Here is a 13935-nt window from a genome sequence, read left to right on the forward strand (position 1 = left end):
GGGGTGTCCACCACCCTGTCCGCTGTTCTTGTGGGTGTCATCTTCGCTTACAACTCGAAATAGGGGGGTTGTCCTTCGAGCAGGCTAGCGATTCAACCCTTCCGCTGATTCTCATACCCCTTTGTTTCTACTCGACACTTTGAGCCAACGACTTCAAAACAAGAAACCAGCTTAGATGAGCTGGCAGCCACGAATTCCCTATATTTACAACTCGAAAAGGGGGTGTGTTACAACACGAAATAGGGGTGTCTGGCCACGTCCCTATCCCCTTCACAACGCGAAATAGGGGTGTGGTCAGCTCCAGTTCGTGATGCCAACCACACGAGATCCATCGAGTTCTCGTCGAATGTCGGTCCGATCCCAACCGAGCGGAGACAGTATACTCTCGACCGCTCTGACGAGCTGAACCTCGTAGTAGGAGGCGTCGTAGGCGTTGATATCTTCGTGGGCGAGGGCCACCCGGTCTCGCGAGGATTTCTCGTTGTCGACGACCACGTACTCGATATCCTGGCCCGGGTGGACTGCAAGGTCCTGATCGCGAGCTCGTTTCAGCGCTGCCACGTTCAGGGTGTTCTGTGTGTACCCCTCTAGCGGCTTAGAGACTCGATTTCGCTCGACGAGCCGATCCACTGCGACGGTCCCCGACCGCAACTCGGTGATTGCTCGTTCGAGACGCCCGAGTACCGCGTCCGGTGACCGTGTGGTATCGAGACGGTCGAGACAAGCCCGCTGGATATCCTCGATGAACGGCGAGGTCGAGCGTTGTCGGGCTTCGATGCCTCTGATCTTGAACTCCTCACTGTCCGCTTCTTTGCCGAAATACTTCGTCAACGCGCCGGAGTCGCTCTCACGCTGCGGGACGAACGCGACCCAGTCGTAGTGTGCCTCGTGTTCGAGCCGAATCTCGACTGCATCAGAAATCTCCGTCGCGAGCGTCTCGAGATCCTCGCGGCCATCATCGGCGACGTCGGGATTTGGCGTCACCCAGATGGAGTCGACGATACCGTGGACAACGCGCCAGCCACCGGCCTCCAGACGCTGTTTCGCCGTCAGCAGAATCTCGCGAGCAAACGCGTTGATCGCCTCGTGGCACTCGATACGGCCGAACTTCGCGTTGCTGAACCCTTGATAGCCGAAGCAGGCGACGAGGATCCACTTCAGCGCTCCCGACCGTCCTTCGAGTTCCGCCAGTCGGTCTTCGTTGGGGTCGTCTCGATTTCCCTCTCGACGGATTTTTGCTTTAATCTCGTCACGGGCATCGATAATCGGCTGGAGGACGTCGACGAGATAACCGCGCTCGTCGCAGATCGAGTATCCAAGGCCGGGGACGTCGTCGCGGTCGTGACAGTCACACCGGATGACATCCGGTGAGACGTTCCGCGTACAGATGATATTCGGATAGAGGCTCGAGAAATCGAGTTCGTGAACGTTCTCGTGGAGACCGACCTCGGGCGCGAAGATGAAGCCGCCACGGTCGGCATCGTGGAGCGTTCCCATCGATTTATAGAACTCGTGGCGCCAGGAGTTCCACGGCACAAGGACGCCGCGGTCGTGTGCCTCACATATCTGGATCGCTGTGAGGACGTTCCCGATTGACGCCCACGCGAGTTCCTGGACGGGCTTCTTCGAGCGCGACACGAGGTCGAGGACGCCGTCGAGGTTTGTCTCCCCGTAGAAGAACGTGTTCGACTCGTCGATAATCGCACGGCCGGGCACGTTGTACCGCGCCGGAGAGTGCCCAACCCGGCCGTAGCTCGAGTACGTCGACCGCCTCGCGAGCTGCTGATAATCAACGCCCGGCCACCGACTCAACGAGAAGTCGTCGACGCCGGCGTCCGTCGCCATCTCGTAGAGCGTCGGAACAATTTCACTTGTCGAGCAGACCAAGACGTCCGGGTTGTGTACTTCAAGTGCAGTCACTACGGCCGACAGAATGTCTGACTGCGAACCAGTGACGGTGTCGCCGGCGACGGACAGCTCTCCATAGCTGTCGTTGCTCGATTCGGTCAGCGGGACGCTGAGTCGGAGTGTCGACAACTCACTCGCCGGCGTCGGATCGATGTCTTCCTCCAGGCAATACCGAAATTCCTGTGAGAAGTCGACGTTGAAACAGGCGAGATCACCGACTGGATACTCCGACAACTGGCGCGCTTGCCGGGCGAGCGAGGTGATGCGGTCGATGTGCGTAACGTCGACCGCGAGGACTGTCTCTTCGTCCCGTCGAAAGCTGGGCCGTCGTGCAACCGTCTCGGTCGCGACGACGTCCGGATGCGGGTCGTACACCGACTGGAGTGTCGTGAGATCGATGTCGGCGTCAGGATTACGAGGGGCGACGTAGAAGCGTGGCGTGTAGTCCTCGCGTTCGGTCGCGACAGCTCCGTCGGGGGTTGCCTCCCACTCGAGGACGCGCCCATCGTCGAAGAAATCGATACTGAACGGCATCGTCACGAGTTCGAGTCAGGTGGAGCAGCCTCCTGGTCATCGTTTGCTGCGACCGCGGCTTCGAGTTCATTGAGACGTTCTTCGTGGTCGTCGAGACGGGTTTCCTGTTCCAGATGGATGCTGAACAGTGCCGGTAATAGCGGATTCTGGTGGTTCAAAAGCCCGCTGGCGTCGGCGTGTTCGCGGGCGTACTCGAACAGCCGGTCAAACCGCGGTTGGTCGCGTCGCCGCAGTGCCCGTCGGAAGTCCGACCAGCGCTCCTCGATGACCCGCAGTGCATCTCGGTACGTCGGGTTCGTACGCCCCATCGCTACCGGCCTCCTGTGCCGGTCGCCGTCCACGCATCGAGCAGGGGATCCGTGGTCATCGCCAAAGTCTCACCGTCAGCTGTGACGCCTGTCCCGACGCCCTCCGGAGTCGGCGTCGACGGCGTCGGCGTTGACGGTTCCACGCCCACCTGCGAAGCGCGTGCCGCGAGCAGTTGCCTCCAGTACGCGAACGTCGTCTGGTAGTACGCACCGTCGTCGACGGGATAGACGAGCGTCTCGAAGTCCTCGCTGACGATCCGCGGCCCCATCCGGGTCTGCTTGCACTCAATGTGGTGGTCGGCGGCTGTCGCGACCGATGTCGTGAAGTCGTCGTCTCGGGTCCGGGTAATGAGCACAGGGATGTCGTATCCGTCGGCGTAGGTTGCCAACCGGGCGAGTGTTCGAGCCTGCAAGGTTTTCGCGTGGGTCTCGCCGAGGCTATCGTCAGCGCGATACTGGGCGTCGACGGCCGGTGCGACGATAAGGGCGGGTGTGTGGTGGGATGCGTCCTCGTCATCACTTGGTGACCGCCGGCCGCGTGTCCCGACATCGGCGGTGGACTTCTGGAATGTCTTGTTCACTGCTGTTGAGAGATCGCGGACGGCGCCGTAGTGCTGGTAGGCGGTGAAGCCCCGTGCGACGTGGATCCTATCGAGCAACCGCTGGCTCGGGGCGATTTGCGAGAGCGTGGTCGTCGTCGCGTGGCCGTTTGCATCGACCCAGAATGAGGGTCCGTTGTGTAGGAGGAGATGGTCGAGCACGAGTGACTGCAGAATCGGAACCCCAGGGCCGCCCTCCACGTCGAGCAGCGTGATACCGTCCTCGAGCGACGGTAGCAGCATATCGTCTGTTGGTGAGTCGGCTTGGCCCGCGAGGGACTGATTGCGGTCGGCGCTCCGAGTCGGCTGGTTCACCACGAGACGGTTCGATGGAACTGTCGATTGGTCGGGCATACTCGTGTGGATGCCCACAAACCCGATAAGCCGCGGCGTGTCGCTTCCGCGTTTCAGGGAACGCGAACGGGGCGTACCCAATCAGGGTAAAGTCTCGGGAATCCTCTGTTTAGAGACTGTTTCCGAGAACGGTTCCAGAATCGAGAGCCACCTAATATTAACCAACAGTTCCACCCCTTGCATCGGAATGTTGGTTAATAGAACACGGCCGTAGAGGCTCCGATTCTCTCGCTCGGAATGTTAATGCTTGACACCACGTTGTAAGAGGTGCTCAATGAGCTATCCACGAACCTACGTCAATCACCGCGATCCGAATCATCACGAAGCAATCCACCCGACTCGAAACATCGGGAACTCTCACGTTGTTGCGGGAGAATTCCTCACCTCGCGGTTTCACGATGCTCTCCAGACCGTTCTCCACCCACTTGGGGAGTCTTTGGACACTCAAGACCAACACGCGCTCAACGATCTCGGGATCGTTCATGCCGATGGCTCGCTCAACGATATGTCTCCTATCGTCCGTCGATACGTCAAGCTCGACGAGTATTGGACTCGAACCCATCGTACTGCCCTCAACGAGTTATTCGCCGACCGACGTGCTCACGTCCTAAGCTGTTGTACGCGGTGCCTTCCTGAGTTCTCTCGACGCGCATTCGAAGTCGAAACTGGGCGGTCTGGTGCTGCACTCGATACTACCCTCGCCCCACTTCTCGAAAGTGGATTTATCTCACATAACGATGACGAGCAAACGTCCTATACCGTCGATGAACACCATGCGCTGTATCGGCCGACGGAACGACTCTTCGACGCACTTCTTGATCAAGCAGCTGTTCTCTGTGATCTTCTGCCACCGACCGAGCTCTAATCGAACGAGTCAGGGCTTTCGGACATCCAGATACGTTGAATAATTCCCCGGTCGAACCAGAGTGTATGTGTGGCCGGAACTCGCTCTTCATCGACCAGGCCGACCTTGAGGCCCGCTTCAACGCGGAGGTTGTCACGGATGGGGGCTATAGACCCCGATACAACATCGCACCTGGCGAGGACCTCTACATCATCACGAACGAAGCTTCCGACGAGATCGACGCCTACCACTGGGGATTGATCCCGTTCTGGGCGGACGAGCCCGAGGAGGGCATCATTAACGCTCGCTCCGAGACTGCCGACGAGAAGAGCGCGTTCAAGGGGGCGTGGGAATCCCGCCCCTGTCTGGTTCTCTCGTCAGGGTTCTACGAGTGGAAATCGCCGAACGGCGGGTCGAAACAGCCCTACCGGATTCACCGAGAAGACGACCCTGTCTTCGCGATGGCTGGCCTCTGGGATGTCTGGGAAGGCGACGACGAGACAATCTCGTGCGTCACGATTCTCACGACGGAGCCGAACGACTTGATGAACTCAATCCACGACCGGATGCCTGTCGTCCTCCCGCAGGACGCCGAATCCGACTGGCTCACCGCAGACCCGGCTACCCGCAAGGAACTGTGCCAGCCTTATCCGAAGGACGACCTGGGCGCCTACGAAATCTCGACGCGAGTCAACAATCCCGGCAACGACGATCCGCAAGTCATTGAACCGCTAGAACACGAGCAATCAGGCCTCGGTGAGTTTGGTTCGGGATAGCTGACGGGGTCACAGTCACTGCATCGGCGACGCAGCAGCCGAATCCACGAGCGAGTATTCCCGGTCCCGACTCGTTCCCTCCGCCTTGAGGAGGTTGTACTGAGCCATCTTCGAGAGGTATGTCCGGACTGTTCGTTTCGTCCGGGGGTCGTCGGCTTCCTCCGTGTAGCGATCGTGAATTTCGCTCGGCCCGAGTGGGCCGTGCTCGCGAACGATATCGTAGACGATCCACTGGTGCGGCGTGAGCGAGTCAAGGCTCTTCTGCTTAATCTGGGCACGGGCGTCCTCGGCGGCGTTCAGGAGGATATCGTCGGTGATGCGCTCGTGGTTCTCGCGATCCGCCTTTCCGGCCGCCGTTCGTAGGATGCCGATTGCGAGCCGGGCGTCGCCGGCGGCCGCATCGGCGATCCGGTAGAGCTGGTCGTCGGTGATGATGTCCTCTTCGAGACCCCATCTTGCGCGAGCACTCAGGATGTCATACAGTTGCTTGTCGTGGTACTTGTCCATCCGGACGTGTTCGCTGGAGCGCAGGCGACTCACGAGTCGCTCGTCGACTTGGCTGAACAGCTCTTCTTCCTTGTTTGCGATGCAGATGATGGCGAACTGCGGGAGGCTGTGGAGGTCGTAAATAACGCTCGGATCTTCGAGTTGATCGACCTCGTCGAGGATAACGACGGTTCGAGGGCCGTCGTACTGCTGGAGGCGGTCGACGAGTTCGTCGTGCGGGGTCGACTGCCGGTGGATATCGATTGTCGCGCCAAGGTCGTCAAGAATCTGGTAGAGGGTGCGGAATCGGGTGTAGTTGCGCCAGCAGTTGACATAGGTCGCCTCGACGTCGAGGACCTCTTCTCGGAGACGTTCAGTGACAAACTGCGCGATGCAGGTCTTGCCAGCCCCGCTGGGACCGGTGACGATGGCGGTGTCGGCGGGTTCACCGTTCGTAATTGGTTCGAGAACGCTGGAGAGGTGATTGACTTCGGCGTCGCGATGCTCGACTTCCCGAGGGACGAACCCGGCGCGGAGCACGCGAGCATCACGAATCATCTTGATCTGTTAGACTGGTTTTCCGGCTAATACTAAAAACGTGATAGGGGTCTTTCCGGTAACAACCCGATTGATGGCTCCTTCGGCACCGAGATTACGGCGATGTCGCGTGGTTTTGTTTGTAGAAAATTCTCCTTTCCGGGAACTTCCGGAAAGCACCCTTCGCTGTGATTATCGAATGACCTGTTGTTGATGGCTAAGATTGTCGATCTTCGCCGAGATGGTCAAACTTACTGGTTCCTAGTAGTAGATTCGCCATTCTGAGGGAGTTCCACACCATCTCTCAAATTTTGATATTCGGCACATGGCACTTGTTCTTCGGTAGGTGGGTGTGATTAGTTCTGATGACAGCTTGTTCGCTCTCTCCTCGTACTATACAGACAAACTCCTGAGTTTCAGGTAGCATTATGTGGTTTAGTCGACACACTACTTAGAAGAAATGTCTCGGCTTCTCTGTGGCCCAGATGCTGTTACAGTTGATCGGACAGCGCTCAACTGGGCCGCGAACCACTCGGACGGAAATCCTGAAAGCGTCCTCTACATCGCGAATCAACCTCATCGTCTCCGAGAAATCGAAGCGCAGTGGGAAGGCGTCGGCCGGCCGCTGGAACTCACTCCGCTCACCCTCGACGAATTCGTCGACCGGTGTTACGATAGGGAAGAGATCGGCGGTGCTGCCTCACGGATGGACCAGCCAACCCGTCTCCGGCTCGTCGAACAGGCTCTCTTGGACTTACCTTCCAAGTGGTCGCTTATGGAAGGGGACGGACTGCCTCCGACTGGTCTCATCGAGCAGATTGAGGACCTCCTGAGTCTCGTCGAATTCGCCGGGCTGCTCTCACCTGAAGCTGTCCGCAACCGCCTAATTGAAGAAGGGCTAATCAATCTGAGTTCCGAACTTGAGGCCATCACCGAGCGGTTCTACGATGGACGAGAACGGCTCCCCGACGGTTCATCTATGACCCTTTGGGCAGAGCGGTACCGACGGGTAGCCAACTCCAATCCTGCTCAGTGCTTTCCACACACAGACGCGGTCATCATCGGAGGTTTCGACACGTTTTCCGTTCTCGCATCGCGCGTCGTCGAAACGATCACCGAAACCTGGCCAACGGCGGCGACCTTCCCCCGATTGACCGGAACAGCCGCTCCGAACGGCGTCGACGTCGCAACGGCCCCCGCATGGGAGTTCTTCGTCGACGACCTCGGATTCGAACCGGATACGGTCGCGGCCCGTGAGTCTCGCCCACCGGCGAACCGACGGTTAGCGTGCGCACCGTTCCGTCCTGATGCCGACACACTCTCCCTGGATGAGACGACTGCCGAAACCGTCGTCCTGTCCTCACTTCCGGGTGAAGTCCGGTATACCGGTCGGCAGGTACAGGAACTCCTGAGTGACGGTGTCAACCCAAACGACATCGGCGTGGTCGTGACTGCGCCGTCAGCGTATGCCCACTGTCTCGCCGGTGAGTTCTCTTCGCGATCCGTTCCATACGCTGTCGCTCGGGACTACGATCTGGATGGAACGTCGGTTGGTGCTGCTCTCTTGACCGCGCTGGAGCTGCTCGATGACACCGAGACGGGAATCACTGATGACCTTCGCAGTCTCCTCGATAATCCGCTCGTAGAGCCGGTGCTGCCGAGTTGGGAGACCATCGATAGCGAACAGGCATACGACGCGATTGCGGACGTGGAAGAACTCAGTGACGTCGAGGAGCCGTACCGAGCGGCCATCGACGAACTTCTCGCCAAAGCAGAAACCGTCGAAGATGACGGAGGCGTCGAAGCCTACCGCCACTTCGTTGCGTGTCTCGGAATCAAGGACACCGTGGAAGATCGAACGACGACCGGGTCACAACGGGTCGTCTATCGCAGTGCTGAGCGAGTCCTCAACGCCGTCGAACGGACAGGAGACGGGGACGACCTCGAACGCGCCCGACACGCACTCGGTGCCGTCTCCGTCACCGATGATTCGACAATTCGCGATGGGCGAGTCGAAGTGCTCGGCGCGGCGGAACTCGGGATGCGGACGTTCGACCACGTGTTCGTCCTCGGGCTGACTGCGTCACACTTCCCAGGGTCTGCGAACCGACTCGCACTCGTGAACGCCGTCACCGACGCACACCCAGACTTTGCCGAAGCCGACCAAGCTCGGCGCGCTGAGTACCGTATCGCAAGCCTCGTCGCTGCCGCAGAGTCAGTCACGCTCTCGCGGCCGAAACAACAACTGGACGGGACAGAGTATATCGATGCCGGCATCCTTGCGGAATTCCGTCGAATCACCGACACTGAACCACAGCGACGAGACGAGTTCGGTCACCTCGTTGGACAGGCCCCGACCGGTCGCCGAGACAAAATTGGGGCGCGAGAAGACGCACAGCGAGCGCTCGCGACCGCCGGCGCTCGTGCTGGCCCCGAAACACTCGGCGAGTATGCGACTGCCGCGTCGTCGACCGAACTGTTCGCGGAGGCGGCCGGAAGCAGTGACTGGCTCAGTACGGAGGCAGCACCGGGGGAGGGAGTAATCGACGGGATCCAGACAGCGTCTGATCGCGGGCTTGCGCGGCCGTCAGAGCACACGGGCTGGCTCACTCCCGAGACAGCGCAGAGCCTTTCGTTCCAGCTCGACCGACTCTCGCCGACGCAGGTAGAACGATACGCCAGTTGCCCGTTCCGTTTCTACGCGAAGGAAGTCCTCGGGCTGGAGGAAGAAGACCGCGACGAGGGGCCGATCAACCGCGGACACTACGTTCACGATGTTCTGGAACGGTTCTACACGGAGCTCCGGGACGAGGTCGGGTCTCCAGTTTCGCTCACCGGGTTCGACCAAGAAGATCTGGAGACGCGACTCCTCCGCGTCGCGGTTGATGAACTACAAGCGGTCGACGACGAGTTCGACGACCGCTGGCTGTTCGAACTACTGGCTGGCCTTGGTGATGCCGACCAAAACGAGTACTACAATCGGACCGCCGTCGACGGCCGCCCCGCTGGTATCCTCGTCCGATTCATCGAAGAAGAGCTCGCGCTGTACGTCGATCCGGATGGCCGACTTCAAAACGGCCCTCTCACGGCAGCACCGGTCTGGTTCGAAACCAAACTCTCGTTCGACGTCGACGGGACTACGATTCGCGGGGTCCTCGACCGCGGCGAAACGACATCCGACGGCAGGACCATCGTCCGTGACTACAAAACGGGGTTCACCTCCTCCGAACGCGACACATTGGACGGACTCAGCTTCCAACTCCCCATCTACGCGAAGATGCTGGAGGAGAACATCGACGAGGTTACCGAGGCGGTCGGGGGCGGGTACTACCGACTCAAGGAACCCGGAACGGTGAGCAGCACCGCTGGTCAAATTGGATTTGTCGGTGATGACCCGAAGAACGCGTCTTGGCGCGGGAACTCCTACCGTGACGGATATGGTGGGACACCGATGGTCTACCAGAGTTCGGACAAGCCCAGTATCGAAACCCGGGCAGGCTTCCGCGAGTTCCTCGACGATGTCGTTCCGCAACGGCTCAGCAATATTGTCTCCGGCATCGAAGCCGGAACGTTCCACCCGACGATCAACGACCCCGACGACGCCGGATGTTCGAACTGTCCCTTCCGCGATGCCTGCGACGTCCGGTCCTATCGACGCCAACTGTTCATGGAAAATATGGAATCCGAGGGACGGGGTGCGTACGTCCCACCGATAGCTCTCGGCGTAGAATGGGCTCCTGCGGTTGAGGAGGGAGAGAACTGATGCGGCGAGACGACCTCACCAATCAGCAGGACGACGCCGTCACGGCGCTCTCACAGAACTATCCACTCACGGCCGGTGCTGGGACCGGGAAGACAACGACACTCTCATTCCGATATCTTGCGCTTCTGGAGGACCATCCTGACGCCCTCCCCGAGAACATCCTCGTGACGACGTTCACGCGAAGGGCCGCACGCGACCTCACGGAGACCGTCCGCGAACGCGTCTTGGACCGACTCGCCACCGCAGACGCGGACCACGAACGCTGGCGCAACGTTCTGAACGGGCTGGACGACGCGTACATCCACACGCTGCACGCATTCTGTCAGCGCATCCTCTCCGAACACTCAACCGCAGTCGCCGGACTTGACCCCGGATTCGACACCCTCGACGACGTCGAAGCGAGCAGACTCCAGCGGGATATCGTAGACGAACTCATCGAAGAAGAACCACGAGAGGTCGAGCTCCTGCTTGACGCGTTCTCTGAGTACTCTCTCCGCGAGGTTCTCGAGGATCTGATCGGTGAGCGGCCTGACAGCGAAGTCTGGGCGGACGTCTGGAGCGCACCCGCTCGTACCGTCGATGACTACGTCACCTACGTCGAAGAGGAACTCCATCCGTTCCCGGCCGACGAGGTGGATGCACTCTGTGCCGACGAGGAACTCCGGGCGCGCGTAGAGGAACTCAAAGGCCTCGTTGTCGATCTCGACGAAACCGACCCCGGCGGCCGAACCGAGCGCGTCTGGACCGCCGTCAGACTCTTCGATGAGCCTGGCGGGCTGGATACCTTGGACTCCGTTCGTGACCGCCGAACCCGGATCTACGACATCTGTGACGAACTCACCAAATCCGGGCACGACGAGTACGCGAACTACTCGCCGGTGAAAGGAGATTGGAGCGGTACCGACGAAGACGCCGACCGCATCGGCGAACTCATCGCCGAGATCGTCGACCGACTGGATGCGACACATCGGTCTGCGGAGGGTGACGGTCTCGACATCACCGTCGACCGCGAGAGCGCCCCGTACTACTTCGCGTTAGCTCGTCTGTTCGACGAGGCCGCCCGCAGGTACGCCGAGCGAAAACACGAGCGGAACGTACTGGACTACACCGATCTGGTTCAGCAGACTCGCAATCTCCTACATCCGGAGCGCGGGAATGACGCCGTTCGTGAGTCACTCGCCGACCAGTTCAACTTCGTCATGATCGACGAGGTTCAGGACACCGACCCGAACCAGTGGGATATCGTTCAGTCACTCACCAGCCTCGCAAGCGACGATACTCCCTACAGCGCGCAGAACGTCTTCGCAGTCGGCGACGAGAAACAGTCGATCTATCGCTTCCGGAATGCGGACGTCGCCGTCTTCCACGAAGCACGGAGCGCACTCGTCGGCGCAAACGGGAGCGAGAACACAGCAACGACAGGTCAAGGGGACGATGTTGTCGGGTACCAGCTTCAGGACAATTTCCGAACGCTCCCACCACTACTCCGCTTCCTGAACAGTATCTTCGAGGACGTCTTTGATGACGAGGCGGACGACGCTTTCGAGGCAGCACCCCAACCCCTCCGTCCCCGACGAGACAACCCTCATGACGTAACGCCGACTGTGGAGTACCTGTTCGTCCCGGACGACGACCTCCGACCGAACGTCCTCGCTCCTGATCACCCGCTAAACGATGCACCCCCCTCGGCACGACGGTGGACGGAAGCGCAGTCCGTCGCAGCGCGTGCTACGCGCCTCGTCGACGACGAGACACAGGTCTACGAACCTGATCCGGACGACCGCTCGGAGAGTCGGCCGGTGACGTACGACGACATCGCGGTCATCATCCGGAAACGAACCCACCTCGACGAGTTCAAGCGCGCGTTCGACGACCACGAAGTTCCCTACACCGTCGTCCAGGGAGAGGGCTACTTCGACACGCCGGAAGTGCGGACGCTCACGAACCTGTTCCGCGTTCTCGCCGACCCGACAGACGACATTCACCTGTTCGGACTGCTTCGCTCTCCGATGTTCGGCTTCACCGATGACGAGCTCGCGCCGGTCGTGGAAGGAGGCGACGTCTGGGAAACGGTCGGTGAGACGGACGACCCGGAACTCGCACGCAGTCATTCCCTGCTTGCCGAGTTGCGAGCGCTCGCTGGTGCCACTGAGGACACCGCCGGTCCACAGGTCGACTCGTGGGGCGAGATTCTCGATATTGCGCTTGATGCAACTGGCTACCTTGTGAGTCTCAGTGCTGACGAACGACCGCGACAGGCACTCGCTAACGTCGAACAGTTCGAAGAGTACCTGCGTGAAGCCGTCAGCGACGCCGGCAGTCTCCGTTCACTCGTCACACGCCTCGACGAACGTCAGGAGTTCACCAACTACGACCCGGAGGCCGCGATTCCCGACGGCGAAACCGGGGTCCAGATACTCACTGTCCACGCCGCGAAAGGCGAAGAGTTCCCCGTCGTCATGGTACCTGGCCTCGGTGACAAATTCAACACTGACCCACCACTCGCCGGTGGTACCGAGTTCGAAGACGTGAACGACCGGCCAGCACTCGGTCTCTCTGTTCCCGACAGTGACGATCCCTTCGACTCCAACGACACTGTCGCGAAGAAGGGACTCCAAGCGCGTCGACTCGCCAAGCTACGTGCAGAAGAGAAGCGCACGCTGTACGTCGCCTGTACGCGCGCCCGGGACCACCTGATTCTGGCCGGCACGCACGGGACCGAAGACGACGAATCACTCACCACCCTGGAAGAACCGGATAGCGACGAACCAACCCGATGGAGCGACTTCGTGCAAGAGTCACTGCTCGGTGACGAGGAGTTACTCGCCACTCTTGAGGCTAACGGGAAGGTGACTGATCAGCTGCACGTCGACTCGCTCACCCGGAGCGAGGACCCCGACCGGGACGGGCCCACCTACTCGGTTCAGCTCCCGCAGCCAGGAGTGCCTCAGACACAGGATGTCGACGTCGAGGCGCCACCAACCTCTGTCGAGATACCGGAGCGACAGCCCGGCCCCATCCAATACCGCCTCTCGCCCTTCCAAGTCGCGGACGTTCTGGGAGAGGACCAAGACGGCGAACTGGTGTTCGACGAAGCGAACCGTATCGTCCACTACCGACGAGGAACTGACGACGACACCGAGTGGGACGAAGACGACGATACGCACGCAGAAGAGGGAGATGGGCCGACCGAACTGTCCGGCCGCTTCTTCGGCGAAGCGGTCCACCGAATCTGTGAACTCCAGCATCCGCCCGAGCGCTGGGACGACATCATCGACGACGCTCTCCGGTCGATGGACTACGAGGGAGCCGTCACCGAGGACGACCGCGATCGCGTGGCTGAACACGCCCAGCGAGCGAACGGATACGTCCGTCACGTGGTCGACAGCGACGACGCCGTCTATCGCGAACTCAAGGCAAGCGTGGAACTGGCCCACGGCTCCATCTCCGGAATCGTCGACTGCCTCGTCCTCGGTGACGAGACAGCCACTGTGGTCGACTACAAGACCGGTCGCGTCGACGAATCGAAGCTGGAGCAGAAGACCGAGTACTACCAGCCACAACTCGAGGCGTACGCTCTGATGGTCGCGGCGTTCGACGACCGTCCGGTTACGACGAGCCTCTACTTCACCGAAATCGAAGCTGACACCGGCGTCGAATTCAGCGCCGGGAGTGGCGACGGGTCGCTCGGAGAGCTCAAATCCAGCCTGGACAGGCGGCTTCGTGAGGAAATCGAAGCGCAGATAAAAGCTGAGTTCGACATGTAATCTAGAACGCCAGAGTTGGGGCCAATGACCCGGAGAGTCGTCTCGAACAGCTCTTCGCT

7 protein-coding genes are annotated in these 13935 nt (G+C 60.2%); 3 read left to right on the plus strand and 4 right to left on the minus strand.

What is annotated here, in order from left to right:
• Positions 1-294: 294 nt before the first annotated feature.
• Genes N0B31_RS21665 through N0B31_RS21675 form a run of 3 tightly spaced genes read right to left on the minus strand, consistent with a single transcriptional unit; the run spans position 295 to position 3592 of the window.
• Positions 295-2442, minus strand: a complete 2148-nt coding sequence (locus N0B31_RS21665) for a type B DNA-directed DNA polymerase (protein WP_260644220.1) — start codon at positions 2440-2442, stop codon at positions 295-297.
• 2 nt (positions 2443-2444) lie between these two features.
• Positions 2445-2750, minus strand: a complete 306-nt coding sequence (locus N0B31_RS21670) for a DUF8156 family protein (protein ID WP_260644221.1) — start codon at positions 2748-2750, stop codon at positions 2445-2447.
• 2 nt (positions 2751-2752) lie between these two features.
• Positions 2753-3592 carry a hypothetical protein gene (locus N0B31_RS21675; RefSeq protein ID WP_380628638.1) on the minus strand — a complete coding sequence of 280 codons (840 nt, stop codon included), beginning with the start codon at positions 3590-3592 and terminating at the stop codon, positions 2753-2755.
• A gap of 1041 nt (positions 3593-4633) precedes the next feature.
• Here N0B31_RS21675 and N0B31_RS21680 point away from each other — a divergent pair.
• On the plus strand, positions 4634-5323 hold the full coding sequence (locus N0B31_RS21680) for an SOS response-associated peptidase (protein ID WP_260644146.1): 690 nt from the start codon (positions 4634-4636) through the stop codon (positions 5321-5323).
• A gap of 15 nt (positions 5324-5338) precedes the next feature.
• Here the strand turns inward: N0B31_RS21680 and N0B31_RS21685 are convergent, their stop codons facing one another.
• Positions 5339-6367, minus strand: coding sequence for a Cdc6/Cdc18 family protein (locus N0B31_RS21685; protein WP_260644125.1), 1029 nt, complete (start codon positions 6365-6367; stop codon positions 5339-5341).
• A gap of 439 nt (positions 6368-6806) precedes the next feature.
• On the opposite strand from N0B31_RS21685, the gene N0B31_RS21690 reads away from it, so the two are divergent.
• Both N0B31_RS21690 and N0B31_RS21695 read left to right on the plus strand, forming a co-directional pair.
• Positions 6807-10109 (plus strand): PD-(D/E)XK nuclease family protein, encoded by a 3303-nt coding sequence (locus N0B31_RS21690; RefSeq protein WP_260644147.1) that lies wholly within the window; start codon positions 6807-6809, stop codon positions 10107-10109.
• On the plus strand, positions 10109-13876 hold the full coding sequence (locus N0B31_RS21695) for a UvrD-helicase domain-containing protein (RefSeq protein WP_260644148.1): 3768 nt from the start codon (positions 10109-10111) through the stop codon (positions 13874-13876). Before N0B31_RS21690 ends, N0B31_RS21695 begins: the two co-directional genes overlap by 1 nt.
• Positions 13877-13935: the final 59 nt, after the last annotated feature.

The sequence above is a fragment of the Salinirubellus salinus genome (assembly GCF_025231485.1).
Lineage (GTDB): Archaea > Halobacteriota > Halobacteria > Halobacteriales > Haloarculaceae > Salinirubellus > Salinirubellus salinus.